This is a genomic window from Pigmentibacter ruber (assembly GCF_009792895.1).
GTDB lineage: Bacteria > Bdellovibrionota_B > Oligoflexia > Silvanigrellales > Silvanigrellaceae > Silvanigrella > Silvanigrella rubra.
Genome location: NZ_WSSC01000003.1, coordinates 380,526 through 396,139 on the forward strand (window position 1 = coordinate 380,526; position 15,614 = coordinate 396,139).

The 15,614-nt window shown below is 28.8% G+C and carries 15 protein-coding genes and 1 pseudogene; 10 read left to right on the forward strand and 6 right to left on the reverse strand.

What is annotated here, in order from left to right; all coding sequences use genetic code 11:
* Positions 1–3: 3 nt before the first annotated feature.
* Complete coding sequence (locus tag GOY08_RS10705; RefSeq protein WP_158998900.1) at positions 4–987, reverse strand: efflux RND transporter periplasmic adaptor subunit; 984 nt, start codon at positions 985–987, stop codon at positions 4–6.
* Positions 984–2,378 (reverse strand): TolC family protein, encoded by a 1,395-nt coding sequence (locus GOY08_RS10710; protein WP_158998901.1) that lies wholly within the window; start codon positions 2,376–2,378, stop codon positions 984–986. The genes GOY08_RS10705 and GOY08_RS10710 overlap by 4 nt, the downstream gene beginning before the upstream one ends.
* Positions 2,379–2,646: 268 nt before the next feature.
* On the opposite strand from GOY08_RS10710, the gene GOY08_RS10715 reads away from it, so the two are divergent.
* From GOY08_RS10715 to GOY08_RS15645, 3 genes are read left to right on the forward strand one after another with little or no spacing between them, the layout of a single operon-like run.
* On the forward strand, positions 2,647–3,321 hold the full coding sequence (locus tag GOY08_RS10715; RefSeq protein ID WP_158998902.1) for a POTRA domain-containing protein: 675 nt from the start codon (positions 2,647–2,649) through the stop codon (positions 3,319–3,321).
* 44 nt (positions 3,322–3,365) lie between these two features.
* On the forward strand, positions 3,366–3,776 hold the full coding sequence (locus tag GOY08_RS10720) for a hypothetical protein (RefSeq protein ID WP_158998903.1): 411 nt from the start codon (positions 3,366–3,368) through the stop codon (positions 3,774–3,776).
* A 24-nt stretch (positions 3,777–3,800) separates the two neighbouring features.
* Complete coding sequence (locus tag GOY08_RS15645; RefSeq protein ID WP_268892503.1) at positions 3,801–3,932, forward strand: hypothetical protein; 132 nt, start codon at positions 3,801–3,803, stop codon at positions 3,930–3,932.
* On the opposite strand, the gene GOY08_RS10725 is transcribed toward GOY08_RS15645, so the two are convergent.
* Positions 3,929–4,267 (reverse strand): MerR family transcriptional regulator, encoded by a 339-nt coding sequence (locus tag GOY08_RS10725; protein ID WP_158998904.1) that lies wholly within the window; start codon positions 4,265–4,267, stop codon positions 3,929–3,931. The two genes, GOY08_RS15645 and GOY08_RS10725, sit on opposite strands and share 4 nt — an antisense overlap.
* Position 4,268: 1 nt before the next feature.
* Positions 4,269–4,625, reverse strand: coding sequence for a response regulator (locus GOY08_RS10730; protein WP_158998905.1), 357 nt, complete (start codon positions 4,623–4,625; stop codon positions 4,269–4,271).
* Between the two features lie 143 nt (positions 4,626–4,768).
* Between GOY08_RS10730 and GOY08_RS15680 the strand changes: the two genes are divergently transcribed.
* Positions 4,769–7,048 carry an NADP-dependent malic enzyme gene (locus tag GOY08_RS15680; RefSeq protein WP_158998906.1) on the forward strand — a complete coding sequence of 760 codons (2,280 nt, stop codon included), beginning with the start codon at positions 4,769–4,771 and terminating at the stop codon, positions 7,046–7,048.
* 283 nt (positions 7,049–7,331) lie between these two features.
* Here the strand turns inward: GOY08_RS15680 and GOY08_RS10740 are convergent, their stop codons facing one another.
* Positions 7,332–8,006, reverse strand: a complete 675-nt coding sequence (locus GOY08_RS10740; protein WP_158998907.1) for an IS6 family transposase — start codon at positions 8,004–8,006, stop codon at positions 7,332–7,334.
* A 570-nt stretch (positions 8,007–8,576) separates the two neighbouring features.
* On the opposite strand from GOY08_RS10740, the gene GOY08_RS10745 reads away from it, so the two are divergent.
* The 5 genes and pseudogenes from GOY08_RS10745 (at position 8,577) to GOY08_RS10765 (ending at position 13,000) form a co-directional block, all read left to right on the forward strand.
* Positions 8,577–9,392: a multinuclear nonheme iron-dependent oxidase gene (locus GOY08_RS10745; protein ID WP_158998908.1), complete on the forward strand. Its 816-nt coding sequence runs from the start codon at positions 8,577–8,579 to the stop codon at positions 9,390–9,392.
* A complete protein-coding gene (locus GOY08_RS10750) occupies positions 9,367–11,001 on the forward strand; it encodes a radical SAM protein (protein ID WP_158998909.1) in 1,635 nt (544 codons plus the stop codon). Before GOY08_RS10745 ends, GOY08_RS10750 begins: the two co-directional genes overlap by 26 nt.
* Positions 11,002–11,004: 3 nt before the next feature.
* Positions 11,005–12,174: an MFS transporter gene (locus GOY08_RS10755; protein ID WP_158998910.1), complete on the forward strand. Its 1,170-nt coding sequence runs from the start codon at positions 11,005–11,007 to the stop codon at positions 12,172–12,174.
* 104 nt (positions 12,175–12,278) lie between these two features.
* Positions 12,279–12,494: pseudogene (locus GOY08_RS10760) on the forward strand (DDE-type integrase/transposase/recombinase); the annotation flags it as partial.
* A gap of 116 nt (positions 12,495–12,610) precedes the next feature.
* Positions 12,611–13,000 (forward strand): hypothetical protein, encoded by a 390-nt coding sequence (locus tag GOY08_RS10765; protein WP_158998911.1) that lies wholly within the window; start codon positions 12,611–12,613, stop codon positions 12,998–13,000.
* 66 nt (positions 13,001–13,066) lie between these two features.
* Here GOY08_RS10765 and pepQ read toward each other — a convergent pair whose 3' ends face one another.
* Positions 13,067–14,392 carry a Xaa-Pro dipeptidase gene (gene pepQ / locus GOY08_RS10770; protein ID WP_158998912.1) on the reverse strand — a complete coding sequence of 442 codons (1,326 nt, stop codon included), beginning with the start codon at positions 14,390–14,392 and terminating at the stop codon, positions 13,067–13,069.
* Positions 14,393–14,699: 307 nt separating this feature from the next.
* Here pepQ and GOY08_RS10775 point away from each other — a divergent pair, with 307 nt between their 5' ends.
* The gene (locus GOY08_RS10775) at positions 14,700–15,602 is read left to right on the forward strand and encodes a DMT family transporter (RefSeq protein ID WP_158998913.1); all 903 of its coding nucleotides are present in this window, start codon (positions 14,700–14,702) and stop codon (positions 15,600–15,602) included.
* Positions 15,603–15,614: the final 12 nt, after the last annotated feature.

Genomic DNA, 15,614 nt, shown 5'->3' on the forward strand with positions numbered 1-15,614 from the left:
TTTTTAGGGGTTAAGTTTTATTTCTAAATAAACACCGGGGATCAATTTTTCACTGACACTAAGAATTTCTGCATATACATCAAAAGTTTTTGAAGAAGAATCGATAACAGAAACAACTCTTTTAATTTCGGCTTCACCAGAAGCTTTTGAAATAGGTTCTTGAAATTTAAATTTCATACCTGTCTTAAATTTACTATAGTAAGTAACAGGAATTTGTGCGTAAATTTTATAATTTTTTGCTTCAGTAATCTGAAAAATAGCAGTCCCAGCAGTAACATAATCACCTACTGATTTTTCAACTTTGGTAATTATTCCTTCAAAGGGTGAAGCTATTTTTGTAGATTTTAAAATATACTCTTTTCCTTCCAAACTTGCCTTGGCTGATTGATACTCCAGGTCTTTTGTCTTTAAGATATTTTTTTCTTTCTCTAAAGTAGCAGAGTTTATAATTCCACTGCTTAACTGTTTTTCTAATCTTTCTACAGTTTTTTGTTGTTGTTCAAGAGCCAATTTTTTTAACTCAACATCAATTTTTGCAGTTTTTACATCTATTATGGCATTATTATCTTCTAGTGAAGCTAGAATTTGCCCTTGTTTTACTTTTTCTCCAGCTCGATAGTAAATATTTGTAATTCTACCATTTGTTAAAAAACTAAGCGCACTTTGATTTTCTGCTTTTAATATTGCAGGAATAATAGGAACGATATTATTATCAGCATTAGTATTTTTTACTTCAGTAGTTTTTTGATTCTGTGGATTAATGTTATCTTTTATTTCAACAATAGAATTGGATTTAGTGGGTTCTGAATTATTTGCTTGTTTACTTTCAGAAGAGTTATTTTTAGGTTCTTCTTTTTTATTACTTGCTTGTAAATTTTTTGTTTCCTCAGGGGGTAACGATGCTTTCTCGCCTTTTTTTGTACAAAAGACAAATAAATTTGAGAAAATAACCATAAATACTGAAATCATTATTTTTTTATAAATCATTTTATCAACCTTGTATTAGAATAAGATGGAATAGTTCCTATTGCTGATTGTAATTTAAGCCAGTTGTAATCAATATCACCTCTAATTTTTGCTAAAGAAATTTTTGCATTTAAAAGTTCATTTTGGCTTTTTATAAGTTCTGAAGCAGTTAAATTTCCTGTTTTATATTTCACTAAAGAAAGTTTATAGGATTCGGAATAAATCTCTGAAAGTTTTATTAGTTGTGGTAAAATTTGAAGATTATTTTTTAAAGTATTGTAATTATTTTTTACTTCTTCAATAATATCATAGTTTTTTTCCTCGTAATTTAATTTATTTTTTATTTCTTTGTTTTTTAAAGAACTTCTTTCTGCTAAACTTAATCCACCATCCCAAATACTCCAAGACATAGATATGCCAAAAGATAAACCATTTAAGGAAGAATTAGAGTTATCAAGATTTGAATTATTGTTTAACCCACTTTCATTATTAAATATTTCAGTGTTTGTATATGTTGAAAAAGCCGATATTTCAGGGAAAAACTTAAAGCTATTTTTTGCAATTTCTTGCTTGCTAGCAAACAAGTTTTTTTCAATACTTTTAAGATCTGGTCTGTTATTTTTGCTTTCTTGAATTAATATATTAAGATCTTTTAATATTACTTTTTGTTTTTCCCAAAAAGAATATTCTAATGGTTTTAATGAAATTTCTGTCTGTTCACTAAGTTTTAAAACTTTTTTTAAGTTTTCTAACTTATTTAAATATTCAATTTTAGCTTTATTTACGTCATTTTCTACGGAATTTAGATTTGCTTGCGATAATAGTAAATCTACTTTGTCTTTACTGGCGTCTCCTGTTTCAAAAAGCACGCTTGTTTCTTTATATTGAATAGCAGCGTTTTCAAATGTTGTTTTTTTTATTTCAAGATCATTTAATGCTTGTTGAGCTTCTAAAAAAGCTTGGGCTGCAGTTATTCGGGCATTAATTTTTTGAAAAGTATAATCAAAAGCGGACGCATCTTTTTTAGCTTCAAGTTCTTTTATGTTATAATAATTTTTCCAAATATTTGATATTGGTTGCGTGATTTTTAATGTAACTGAAGAGCTTCTATCACCATTTTGATTTGAATTTAAATTCATAGCATCTCTTCTTAGGTACCACTCAGTTTCAGCAGAAGCTTCTAGGCTAGGTCCAAATTGAAAATAAGAGAGGGTGTGCTGAAAATTTGAAGAATTATAATCATCTAGAGAGCTTTTTAATTGAAGAGAGTTTTTCTCAGCTAAATCCATGGTTGAATTTAAATCTATTTGAAGAGAAGTTGTTTTCATTTGCTTTTCATGCGCAAAAATATTGTAATGATATGACAAAACTAAGATTAAACAGATTAGTCCATTGTTGTTATTAATTTTCATGCAATTTTTGAATCCTAAAAAAAATGTATAGTATCATAAAATTATTAATAAATAGATTAATATTAATCTATTTATTAATAATTTAACTGAATAGTTACTCTAGTGCAATATAATTAGAATAAAAATATAATTTATAGGATAATTTGACTTTTTATTTAATTTTAATAATATTCTAACCTTTGTTGAGCCTGTTATATTTGTTAAGTAAGTAATTAAATATGTACTAATAAGTGTATGGTAATAAAAGATATTTTTTTGAAAGGATTTTATGTCTTCACTGAAAAAAATTATTCCAATTCTATTTTGCCTAAGTAGTTTCTCAGCTTTTGCTGCGGAAAAAACCTTTAATAAAATAGAGTTCTTGGGTAACAATAGAACTGAAGAGTCTGTGTTAAATTTAATAGTAGAGATAAATTCTGGGGATCAATTTCAAACAGAAAAACTTGAAAAAGCTGTGCAACAATTAAAAAATACTCATCTATTTTCTAAAGTAGAAGTATCAACTGCTGGTGATAAGGACGACTCTAATAAAATCGATGTGAAATTTAATTTAGAGGAAAAATGGGCCATTATACCTGTACCAATAGCTTATTCAGCTGGTGGAGTATCGAGATACGGTGTGGCTTTAAAAGATTATAATTTTTTAGGTAGATTTTATCAATTGACTAATTATTTTTATCTGCAAAATTCCAAGCCCAATTTTGGTAGTACTTTTGTCAATAATTTTACTTTTAACTTACCTTTAGTAAGTGTTCTTAGCTTTAATTATGTTGATAATAAAAATACAATTTACAATAAAAACAGAGAAGTGGGATACTATTCGGTTAATTTAATACAACTAGAAGGCGATTTGATCTGGAAATTTAATGATTATATCAATCTTGGTGGCGGATTAAAATATGAAAATGCAGGAAATATAAATATTCAAATGATGAAAAGATAAAAAATACTCAAAATGCAATTGAAAAACCAAAATCTTTTGAAAATATGGCTTTTGTTGGAAAAGGTGTACTGGGAAAGATTGATCACGATAGTTATTTAGCGCAAGGTGCACAATTAAGTTCAACGGTTACTTCTACTGCAGGGATGTACCAAGACAATAACAATGAAGATTACATTAAATTTGAGAATACTTTTCTAGCTTTTTACAAAATGAAATTATATAACCACACAAATTTTGCATTAAGAATTCAACATGAAAGATCTAATTCAAAAAATTTAATTAGAAAAATATATCTTGGTGCAGATCAGCTCCGTGGTTTTCAAAGTATGCAATATTCCGGAAACGAAGCTATTTACTCAAACGTAGAAGTTAGACAAACCGTATGTGAAGGTAACTATGTTTCTTTACAAGTTGTTCCTTTCTTTGATGTGGGATATATTGGCTCAGATTTTTGAAATGCAATAAATAATCAGTCTTTAATGTCTTATGGTGTTGGATTACGTCTTCCATTAATGCAGCTAGCTGGTTTAATAGTACGTATGGACTATGGATTTGCAGTAACACCAGAAAACCAAAGTGGATTATCCTTTGGGTTAAGTGAGTTTTTCTAAGAGAAATTTTTGTTATATTGTTTTACTTTTTCCTCTAAAGCATTAATAAGAATTTTTTGATCCAAAAGTTGAGTTTTTAAATTTTTAATTTCCTCTTCTTTCTCAAGTAAATATTTTTCAATTTCATAAATTTCTTGTTTTTTCCCCTTATATTGTTTTTCAGATAAGAAAACAAAATATTTTCCCTCTCTTAACTCCGATTTAATTTTTCCTGTCTTTATTTTTCTGCGTAATGTAATTTCAGAAACAGACAAAAGTTCGGCTGCATCATGCAATTTAAACCAATTGCCTTTTTGTTCCTGGGACTGATTATTTATTTTGATTTTTATTGCCATGCTACTGCTCTATATATTTTATGACATCGTCTATAGAATAAGGCTTTTGAAAACAAGTAAATAATTTATATTCACTTTTCAATTTTTCTATTCTTGGATCCGCAGTATCGTCTCCTGTTGCTAAAATAAATTTTCCTTTAAATTGATTTTTTATTTCTTTTTCAAAAAAATCTAAACCATTTTCACCATCAAGTAAAAATAGATCACAGATAATAGATTGAATAGACGAATCATTTTTTAAAAAATTTCTTGCAGTTGTTAAGTTTTGTGCAGAGTCTATTTCAAAACCTTTCTTTTTAAACCTTCTTACAGACATTTCTAAAAGGTCAGCATCATCATCTATTAGCAAAACCTTCATGGGTAAAACCCTTTCATAATTTTAATTTTTATTAGCAAAGGTTAGATATAGTTTATCACATTGCAAGAGTTATTCTAAAAGGATACCCTAGACAAAGGTTGTTCCCATGACATCATCAGTAGATGATAAAGGAGGATACGCACATGGGCTTAAGAGAAGACGCTTTGCACTATCATAGCAAAGGACGTAAAGGAAAAATTGAAACAGGAATTACGAAAGAATGCAAAACGCAACGTGACATTACTTTAGCCTACTCTCCAGGGGTTGCAGAGCCTTGTAAAGAAATAGCAAAAGATCCTTCATTAGTTTATGAATATACTGCAAAAGGGAATCTTGTTGCAGTTGTGACAAACGGAACAGCAATACTGGGGCTGGGTGCAATTGGGCCTTTAGCAGGAAAACCTGTGATGGAAGGAAAAGCTGTCCTTTTTAAAATGTTTGCTGATATTGATTGTTACGATATTGAATTAAATGCTAAAACACCAGAAGAAATAATTTCAGCCTGTAGAATGTTAGAACCAACATTTGGAGGAATAAATTTAGAGGATATAAAAGCTCCGGAATGTTTTGAAGTAGAAGAAAAATTAAGAGAAGAATTGGATATTCCAGTATTTCATGATGATCAACACGGTACAGCTATTGTCAGTGGAGCTGCTTTACTAAATGCTTGTGAAATTACGGGCAGAAAAATTTCTGAAATAAAATGTGTTGTTAATGGAGCTGGGGCAGCAGCTATTTCTTGTGCACAAATGTATTTAAATTTGGGATTGAAACGTGAAAATTTAATTTTGTGTGATTCTAAAGGTGTTGTTTATAAAGGTCGTATTGAAGGTATGAACAAATATAAACAACGCTTTGAAAATGACACAGCCAAAAGAACACTAGCAGAGGCTTTAGAAGGTGCTGACTTTTTTTGTGGGTTAAGTGTTGCAGGTGCTGTTACACAAGACATGGTAAAAACTATGGCAGCAAATCCAATTATTTTTGCCATGGCTAACCCTGATCCTGAAATTTCTCCAAAAGATATTAAAGCTGTTAGAAACGATGCAATTATTGCTACAGGACGTTCTGATTATCCTAATCAAGTAAACAATGTGTTGGGTTATCCTTACATTTTCCGTGGTGCAATGGATGTTTTATCTAGAAGAATTAATGAAGAAATGAAAATGGCTGCTGTGCATGCAATAGCGGCACTTGCAAAAGAAGATATTCCAGAAAGTGTAACAAAGTCTTATCAAAATGCTGGAAATATGGAATTTGGTAGGGAATATTTAATTCCTAAACCATTTGATCCAAGACTTTTATTAAAAGTTGCACCTGCTGTTGCCAAAGCAGCAATGGACACTAAAGTAGCTAGGAAAAATATTGATTTAGAACATTATGTTGATCAATTAGAATCACGTTTAGGAGTTTTACAATCGGTAACAAGAAAAATTAAAAGAAGTGTGGTTGTGAAAAATAGAAATTCTGGGAAAAAAATGCGAGTTGTTTTGCCAGAAGGAACTAGTCCAAAAATTTTAAAAGCAGCTGAAATTGTTAAGTCAGAAGGAATTTGTGAACCAATTCTTTTAGGTAATATTGATAAAATTAAAAAGTTAATTGTCGAAGCTAAATTAGATAAACAACTTGCAAATATTGAAATTATTGATCCTATTGAAAGTGAACAATCACAAAAATATGCTTCTTTGTTACTAGAAAAAAGAGCTAGAAAAGGCGTAACAAGAATGGGAGCATATGAATTAATTGCTGGTGATCATCATTATTTTGCTTCCATGATGGTTGAAGCAGGAGATGCCGATGCTTTTTGTTCAGGAGTTCATCATAATTATGGAGATACACTTCGCCCTGCATTGCAAATTATTGGTACAAAACCAGATAAAATATTAGCTGGTATCTATCTATTACTTTGGAAAGATAGAAGTATTTTTGTAGCAGATACAACAGTAAACATAACTTCAACTGCAGAACAGCTTGCGCAAATTGCTATTCAAACGCATGATTTAGCAAAAATACATTTAACAGAACAACCAAGAGTAGCTATGCTAAGTTTCAGTAATTTTGGAAGCACTAAACATCCAGAGGCTGAAAAAGTTTGTAAAGCTACTGGAATTGTTAAAAAATTAAGACCAGATATTGAAATTGATGGTGAAATGCAAGCTGACTTTGCTTTATCCTCGGAATTATTAGATCGTTCCTATGGTTTTTCTACTTTAAAAGGACCAGCAAATGTGCTTATTTTCCCAGATTTAACTTCTGGAAATATAGCATATAAATTACTTGGAAATTTGGGTGGGGCTACGTCTATAGGACCAATATTAACAGGGATGAAAAAACCAGTAAATGTTTTAGCACGAAATTCAGACATTGAAGAAATTGTTAATTTAATTACATTTACAGTGCACAGTGCACAAAATGGAATTTAGCTTTTTTCTACTTTTATTTTTCTTTTAAAATATTTTTTAAATTTCTTATCTTTAAATTCTTTTAATAATTAGAAAATTTTATTTTTAAAATGAGCTGGACGTTACAATCACAGATGAGTGAGTTATTCAAACATATAAAAGAGTTTTCTACCTATAAATGTCAAATTATTTACTGAAAAAAGAATATAAAATCTATATATTAAAATAAGGGTTCTGTTGCAAATAATTAGGAGTTACGAAACACTGGGTTGTTACTTTTCAAGAATGCCACCTCTAGGCGCAATTATGCAGCGAGGGAGCTAAATTGCTCCCAAATAGGTAAATGACTTTTAAATTTGAACTGCCCTTTTCTGAGCATATGATGGAGTTCAATACCAGCTAAAGTAGCTCTCGCCGATTTCAAGGAGAAGAAACCAAGCATAGGCTTCACTTTCTTTTTTATAAATCGATGGTCTTGCTCTACAAGGTTATTTAGATATTTATTTTGTCTTATTAAGATCTTATCTGCAGATTTAAGATCTTTATTGATAGCCTTTAATGCTGCCGTATTAGAGCCACTTTTATCAATATTTACCTTTTCTGGAATTCCAGAAGAACGAAAGCATTTTTGGAAAAAACGTTTGGCACTCGTTGTATCTCTTCGTTTTGAAAGGTAAATATCAATCGTTTGACCATGCTTATCCACTGCCCTATAGAGATAACACCATTCACCTTTTACTTTGATGTAAGTCTCATCCATTCGCCAACTTCCACAGATACGCTTCCTAAGCTTATAAAACTTCTTAAGTAATTTTGGACCGTATTCCACAATCCAACGATGAATGGTCGTGTGATCTACAAAAATACCACGCTCTGCTAAAAGTTCTTCTACTTGTCTGTAACTCAGGGAGTAGCTTACATACCAACGTATTGCCATTATGATAATCATACGATCAGCGTGCTTCCACTTGAAATCCATCGCCACTCCCCTCAAACAACTCCAAAAAAAAGTTACTCTACTCTCACTTATATATTTTTTGCAACAGAACCCATTATCATAATGCAACAACTGATACTCTTTTAAAAATATTAGTTTGCCTTGATGTAAAAATTTCTGGAATGGTGAAGTTATAAAAAATTATTCATTATTCCCTATTTTGAATATACTTTCATTAAATGTTTCCGATCAATTGTCTATTATTCAATTGAAAGGAAATCAGAATGGTCAAAAAAAGATTGAGACCAAGTTGGGACGAATATTTTCTTAATATTTGTGATGCTATTTCTAAAAGAAGGCAAATTTTTGACATTAGCAATTTGTCATTTAAAAAAAATGAAATACACTAAAAACCTGGTTCAAAAAATAATCTATAAGGAGTCAAAAATGGAAGATTTAAAAGAAAATAATGAAACAATAATTATTATTGAAGACATTGAAGTTTCTGCTCATACATGTTGTTATATGTAATTATTGCTATTAATTATTATAAAAAATTATAATGGAGTACATTTTTTTTACTCCATTATAATTTTTTTGGAGTAAAAAAAATTGAAAATTGGAATATCCCTTTCCCCACAACATGTACCTAAAGAGTATTATGAAAAATCATTAAAACATCCAGAAATAGATTTTGTTGAAATAGTTATTGAAGATTTTATTTACCGTAAAGATTTTAAAGCAAAAGAAACACTTCAAAAAATATTAGATCACAAACCAGCAACTGCACATGGATATTCATTATCTTTGCTAGACCCTTCACCCTGGGAAGATAATAAATTAGAATTACACGAAAAATTTTTAAATTCTAATTCATTTTTAGCTTGGGCGGATCATTATGCTTTAACTACATTAGATGGAATAGCATTTTCCAGTCTAACACCAGCTCCCATTGGAATTGAGGCAGAAAATCTTCTTAATAAGAGATTAAGTATTATAGAATCCAAAATAACTTCATGTCCATTTTATTTTGAAAATCCTGCAGCACCATTTCTAATGGAACATCAAAATAGCGCGGTAAATATATTTCCAAAATGTTTTAAGGGAAGAAAATCAAAAATGCTTCTAGATATTTCAAATTTAGTTGCAAATGAAATAAATTTTGGTATCTCTGCAGATATGGAATTAGAAAAATTAAATGGAGTTTCAATTGGAGAAATTCATCTCGCAGGGGGTGAATGGCATGAAAATTTTTATAGAGATACTCATTCAAGTCCAGTTAATAAAAGAAGCTGGGATTTATTGAAACAATACCGATCAATATTTGATGAAAATACTTTAATTGTTATTGAACGTGAACAAAAAATCCCTCCATTTGAAGAAACTTTAGAGGAGACTCGACGTGTTAGATCAATTTTCGGGATTTAAAAAAGAATTACAAGAAATATTAAATTTAAATAATATTGGAGTAAAAATTCAAAATGAGCGATATAGGCGCGATCGTAAAGATTGGATTTTTGACACATTAAAAGGTGCCTTTGTAAATGATGAAAATGATATTTTAATAAATTTACTTGATAATTATCTTGATAAAACTGAACCAATTGCAGGAGATTATGGAAGCTGGGGAGATTTATTAAATTTTCAAAATTATATTAGAAATTCAGATATTCCTTATTATAATAAATCCAAATTATATTTTTTTACAGCTGCAATTGCAGCACAACAAATAGAATTTGGACTTATTAAAACAGATGAATCAATTCCCTATCTTTATGAATTTGTAAAAGAATTTTTTATTCTATCAGAGGAAAATAGTATTTTATTATCTGCAAATGGATATATTTATGAAAAATATTCTCTAACAGGCATAATTAAAATTAAATCAATACAGGGAAAAATATCTATTCAAGTATTTAAAAAAGAAAAAAATACTTCAGAAATAATTGAAAAATTAAGTAATATATATGGTTGGAATTATCAATCATTGGCAATGAATAATAACTCAAAATATAACTCATTTTGGGGATTATCAAAATTTGAAATTTATGGATACTTTCATTCCTTTAAATCAAATAATTATAATATGAGTTTTCAATCTTTCATTGAATCGGTATATCCTATTTGGCTTCCAAAAAGTCTAGGAATAACTACATCATTTTATTGTAATGCAAGATGTGCTCATTGTTATAATGCAAGTAGTCCTGAAAATAAGAAAAAATTTATAGAATGGAAGCAAATTAAATCAAATATTACCGAATGGGTTTCAATGGGCTTAAATGAAGTAGGAATATCAGGAGGAGAACCATTCCAATTCCCAGTTGAATTGGTAGAACTCGTTCAGGAATTAAAGAATTTAAAAATTGAAAAAATTATTCCATTTAGTAATGGATTTTTAGGTAAAGACGATCTTAAATTATGTAATATATTAAAACAATTAAAAAGTGTTGGATTTGGAAACAATGCTGAAGATCATGTAAAAATTAGCACAGGTCAATTTCATTTACCATTTATATCTGTAGAACATATTTTAAATTTTGCAAAACGCCATTATGAAATTATTGGAAATAAATGTTTATTTGATATTGAAGTTCTAGAAAATAATGAATATTTAAAAGATATTATATCAAAAGCAAAAGAATATAATATAGCACATATAATAGAATGGAAATATCGGTCAAAATTTAGTAAGTCAGGAAGAGCTAAATCATTACTAAAAATAAATAATTTAACTGAACCTAAACTCAGCGATTTAAAATGTCCTGTTCGAAATAGAGCAGCGGTTTACCCTGATATTGGATGGGTATATTGTACAGGAACTATTTATCCTAAGAAACATATTAGTTTTAGTAAACTAGAAGAGCTCTCAATTTATGAAATTTTTGCTAAAGCACATTTTGATGATAAATTTATATTTCTAAGTTTAGGTTCGTTTGAAGATTATTTGAAATATAAAAATTCAAATATTGAAGATCATAAATTTAAGATGGATAATAATTCAACTCCATGCAGTCTATGTTCAAAGGTATATAACTAATTTATGGACATAAAAAATATTATAAATTTAATTATTGGAAGATTTATATCAAACATTGGTTCAACTATTTGCACATACTCAATACTTTTATATTTAGTAAGCTCAAAAAGAGAATCAGAAATACCATTTGTAATTTTAGCTTCAGTAACTGGAAGTTTTCTAGGAAACTGGGTAATTCTACCCCGGCTATTAATTTTCTCATCAAAAGAAATATTAATTTTTGCTAATTTTTGTGCAGGTATTTTTACGTTTTTAATTTGCATTTTTGAAATAAATACAGATGGTAATTACATTTTATCAAAATATTCTTTAGCTTTGTTTAGTCTTATTTTTACTCTTTTTTCTATTTTAATTACAGCTTCGGCACAACAGTTTCTAACCTCAGAGAATACAACTAGATACTTACATTTAGATTCAACATTTTTAACAGCAACAAAAATATTAGCTCCATCAATTTCAATTATATTATTATTTACTTTGAAAATACCAATTATTTATATAATTTTAATTAATGGACTTTCTTATTTAATATCAGCTTTATTTATATTTTTATTTTTAAAAAATAACAAAATAAATTATTTGAATATAAATTCTTATAATCAAAAAGGATTATTCTCTTTTTATATTAATAACTATTTTTTTTGGATTATTGTAATTATAATTAATTTAATGGCTTCAACTTATAATGGAGGTATTTTAGTCTATCTTAATAAGATTAATTTAAATCCAAAAATGATCGCAGTATTTATGACAATTCAAAATATTTCTATGCTTGTTTCTGGATTTATTACTACTAAATGGCCTTTATTAACTAGACATAGAAAATTTGCTGGAATTATGTCAGGTGGTGGTCTTGCTATAATTGGTTCAAGTAATAATTTATTAGTTTTATCTTTAGGTAATATAATTATGGCGATTGGTATGACATTACTTTTAAATGGATTTCGTTCCTTTATTGCTGAAATTCCTAATTCTGATAGCTCTTTAAAAAGAATTTACTTTGGCCAATTAGCATTTATTTCATCAGTAACAAACTTATTTGGAATATTATTGTTTTCTTTTTTAACTATTAATATTTCCTCATGGGGAGCAATATTTATTATTTCTGGATTCTGTGTTTTAATTATTAGCATAATGGGTACTTTGTATTCAATAAAAAGATTGGTATATTAATATGAATTATGGAAAAATTACGGTTCTGTTGCAAAAAAAAGTTACTCTACTCTCACTTATATATTTTTTGCAACAGAACCAAAGATCTTAAATCTGCAGATAAGATCTTAATAAGACAAAATAAATATCTAAATAACCTTGTAGAGCAAGACCATCGATTTATAAAAAAGAAAGTGAAGCCTATGCTTGGTTTCTTCTCCTTGAAATCGGCGAGAGCTACTTTAGCTGGTATTGAACTCCATCATATGCTCAGAAAAGGGCAGTTCAAATTTAAAAGTCATTTACCTATTTGGGAGCAATTTAGCTCCCTCGCTGCATAATTGCGCCTAGAGGTGGCATTCTTGAAAAGTAACAACCCAGTGTTTCGTAACTCCTAATTATTTGCAACAGAACCCAAAGTTTTTACATTACTCATAAATTTAAAATGAATAAATATATGAATGCTATTGGATATTCTGTTAAAGAAGGCATTGTAAAATGTAGACATTTTTATAAATCTCAAAGTGAAGGTTGTTGGCGTATAGGAACTGGGTGGAGAGATAAAGGTGTATATGTAAAAGGAGTAGAAATTTCTAATGATAAAAATATTAAATCTATGGAAGGTGGTTATATTGGAGAAGGGTTGCTGCATTTTACTTTTTCAGATTACCTTGAAAAATTTAATGAAAATATAAAGATTACTAATTCTAATAATTTAAATTTATTTGATTTTATAAAGCCTTTTAATAAGGAATATTTTGACCTGAAAAAATCTTTAATTCAAAAAGAATACTATGAGGAAAGAAATATAATTGAAGACTCTTTAATAAAATTAATTAGCAACTAAAAATGGGAAAGTTATAAGTGTCATCAATTTAGTCAAGCATTAGAATCTTCAAAAACGTTTATATTTTTAAGGTAGAAATTCTCTTGTTAAATTTCTTTGCGAATTTTCTAAAGGAACAACATCATCTTCAATTCTAATACCGCCATATGGCATTAGTTTTTCAACCAGCGCCCAATTGATGTTTTCTGAATATTTATTTTTTTCTTTATATTGATTCAGCAATGTCTGAATAAAATAAATTCCAGGTTCAATGGTAACTACAACATTATTTTCTAAGGTACCTACAAAGCGTAAAGATCTATAAAGTACATTTGGTGGATTTATTGGAGCAGGATTACCTTGCTCATCTAATTGCTTTCCTCCAATATCATGCACTTGAATTCCCAGCTTGTGACCTAGACCATGCGGTAAAAATACTTTTGTCAATCCTTCATTTAAAGCAGTTTCATAATCTCCATTGATTGAAATAATACCTAGGTTTTCTAAAATTTTTGCTATTTCTTTATGACAAGTTTCATGAAGCGCTGGAAAATATAAACCCTTTTTGACGTTTTTACATAAAACTTGTTGCAAATCTTCAGTTTGTTTTAATAATTCTATAAATGCAGGATGGCAATTTTTATTTGCATATGTTCTGGTAATATCTGATCCATAATTATTAAAAGAGGCACCTGAATCAATTAATAAAACGTTTCCATTTCTTCTTTTTTCCCTACCATGATAGTGAAGGATGGCTGAATTTTTATCAAGAGCAACAATGCCTGTATATGGTAAATCGGTATCGACACATTCAATAGCTTGTAAGTACTTATTATGAATTTGATATTCTGAATCACCGTTAAAAAATGCATCTTTTGCTGCAAGATGAGCTTTTGCTCCAAGTTTATTTGCTTGTGATAAACATTCTATTTCATAATCCGATTTAAACCTTCGATACCAATTTAAGCGTGCTTCAAGTAACTCACAATTAATTTTTATATTTTTTACAACGGCATATTTAGTTTCGTTTCCTAGGAAAACTGAAAAGGATGTATCTCCCAATAATTCCCAAATTTTATCTTTGTTCCCAACTTCTATGATTTCGAAACATGAAGCCCAAAATGGATTCCCTAAAGGGGCGTGATAGTGCCAAAAATCATCTGGAGAATAGTAAATAAGCAAGGGTTTTTTACCTGGCTCATATTTAATAACGTGGTGTGGACCAACGGCTGGGCACCAATGTGCAAACTGTGGATTGGTTTTAAATGGAGCAAAGGTGTCATCAGCAAAATAACCGAAAGGTTCACCTGCACCCAGAATTAAACTTTTGTAGTTAAGTGCACTTAAGGCTTTATCTGTTGTAGCCATTCTAATTTTCAAATGTTCTTTAAATAAAGATTCTAAATCTAACATTTATAGCTCCTCTATTTAGGAAAATAGTCATTTACAGAAATATACTGGTTTTATAAGCGAAAAAGTTAAGTTATACAGCTCACTTGCATTAATACATAACTTAAATTTTTTTATATTTAAAGTTTAAATTATTTTTTTTTAGGCAAATAAATTTAAATAAATATTTTTAGAATTCAAAAGATAATATTAAGGTATTGCAATTGAAAATTATCTTTTATTTTGCTAAATGTAAAATTTATGTCTTTTATTTAAAGTAGAATTTTAATTTTGCTTTAATAACAAAATCTAAAAATAAATAGGTAAATTTATGTTACAATCAGAAAGATTTAGAGCTGAACTTGCTTTAGTTTTGTTAACAATTATTTGGGGTCTAACATTTCCTGTGACTCGTATAGTTGTAGCTGAAATGGATTCTTTTGCATTAGTATTTTTCCGTTCATTATTAGCTTCTTTAGTGCTATTACCTTTTGTATTTATAAAAAAAGAAGATAGAAAAGATTGTTTTAAATTTCTTCCTCTTGGAGCAATTTTAGGCTTTTTAGTATATTTATCATATTTATTTCAATCATTTGGTTTGGAAACTATAACCTCAGCTAGAAGTGCTTTTTTAACTAATCTTACAATTATTTTTGTTCCATTATTGTCGCCTATTTTTCAAAAACAATATCCTAATTATAAAGATTATGTATCAATGGCATTTGCATTTGTTGGAATGATATTACTAACAAGCCCTTTTGATGGTAGTGGTATAGGCGCTGGGGATATTTGGACTATTTTGTGTGCAATAACCTTTTCAATGCATATTCACACATTACAAAAAATTGTGAAAAAAAATGGGAAAAGCAAAATTTTTGCTTTTCTTGAGATTATGATTATGTGTATTTTTGCAGCTACTTTCATCCCAATAAACTATCATAAAAATATGCATATTCTACCAACAAGTATTGAAGCTTATGCCGCTTTATTTTATTTAGGTGCGATATCAATGGTTGGAACAACTTTATTGCAAGCAAATTATCAATGTAAAACAACACCAGAAAGAGCATCTTTAATTTATATTTTAGAACCTTTATTTGCAATCTTATTTGGTTATATGCTACTAAAAGAGAGTATGACGACAAAAGCTCTGTTTGGAGGGTTTTTAATTATTTTTGCCGTAATATGGGTCTACTTTTTACAAATAGGAAAAAAATTAATTAAAAATAATTAATTTAGGTATTTT

Bases quoted from the DNA above. Each gene is read 5' to 3' on its own strand.
- GOY08_RS10755 (WP_158998910.1), top strand. From the start codon at position 11,005: ATGGACATAAAAAATATTATAAATTTAATTATTGGAAGATTTATATCA.
- GOY08_RS10730 (WP_158998905.1), bottom strand. From the start codon at position 4,625: ATGAAGGTTTTGCTAATAGATGATGATGCTGACCTTTTAGAAATGTCT.
- GOY08_RS10725 (WP_158998904.1), bottom strand. From the start codon at position 4,267: ATGGCAATAAAAATCAAAATAAATAATCAGTCCCAGGAACAAAAAGGC.
- GOY08_RS10740 (WP_158998907.1), bottom strand. From the start codon at position 8,006: ATGGATTTCAAGTGGAAGCACGCTGATCGTATGATTATCATAATGGCA.
- GOY08_RS10715 (WP_158998902.1), top strand. From the start codon at position 2,647: ATGTCTTCACTGAAAAAAATTATTCCAATTCTATTTTGCCTAAGTAGT.
- GOY08_RS10765 (WP_158998911.1), top strand. From the start codon at position 12,611: ATGAATGCTATTGGATATTCTGTTAAAGAAGGCATTGTAAAATGTAGA.
- GOY08_RS10705 (WP_158998900.1), bottom strand. From the start codon at position 987: ATGATTTATAAAAAAATAATGATTTCAGTATTTATGGTTATTTTCTCA.
- GOY08_RS15680 (WP_158998906.1), top strand. From the start codon at position 4,769: ATGGGCTTAAGAGAAGACGCTTTGCACTATCATAGCAAAGGACGTAAA.
- GOY08_RS10775 (WP_158998913.1), top strand. From the start codon at position 14,700: ATGTTACAATCAGAAAGATTTAGAGCTGAACTTGCTTTAGTTTTGTTA.
- GOY08_RS15645 (WP_268892503.1), top strand. From the start codon at position 3,801: ATGTCTTATGGTGTTGGATTACGTCTTCCATTAATGCAGCTAGCTGGT.
- GOY08_RS10710 (WP_158998901.1), bottom strand. From the start codon at position 2,378: ATGAAAATTAATAACAACAATGGACTAATCTGTTTAATCTTAGTTTTG.
- pepQ (WP_158998912.1), bottom strand. From the start codon at position 14,392: ATGTTAGATTTAGAATCTTTATTTAAAGAACATTTGAAAATTAGAATG.
- GOY08_RS10720 (WP_158998903.1), top strand. From the start codon at position 3,366: ATGGCTTTTGTTGGAAAAGGTGTACTGGGAAAGATTGATCACGATAGT.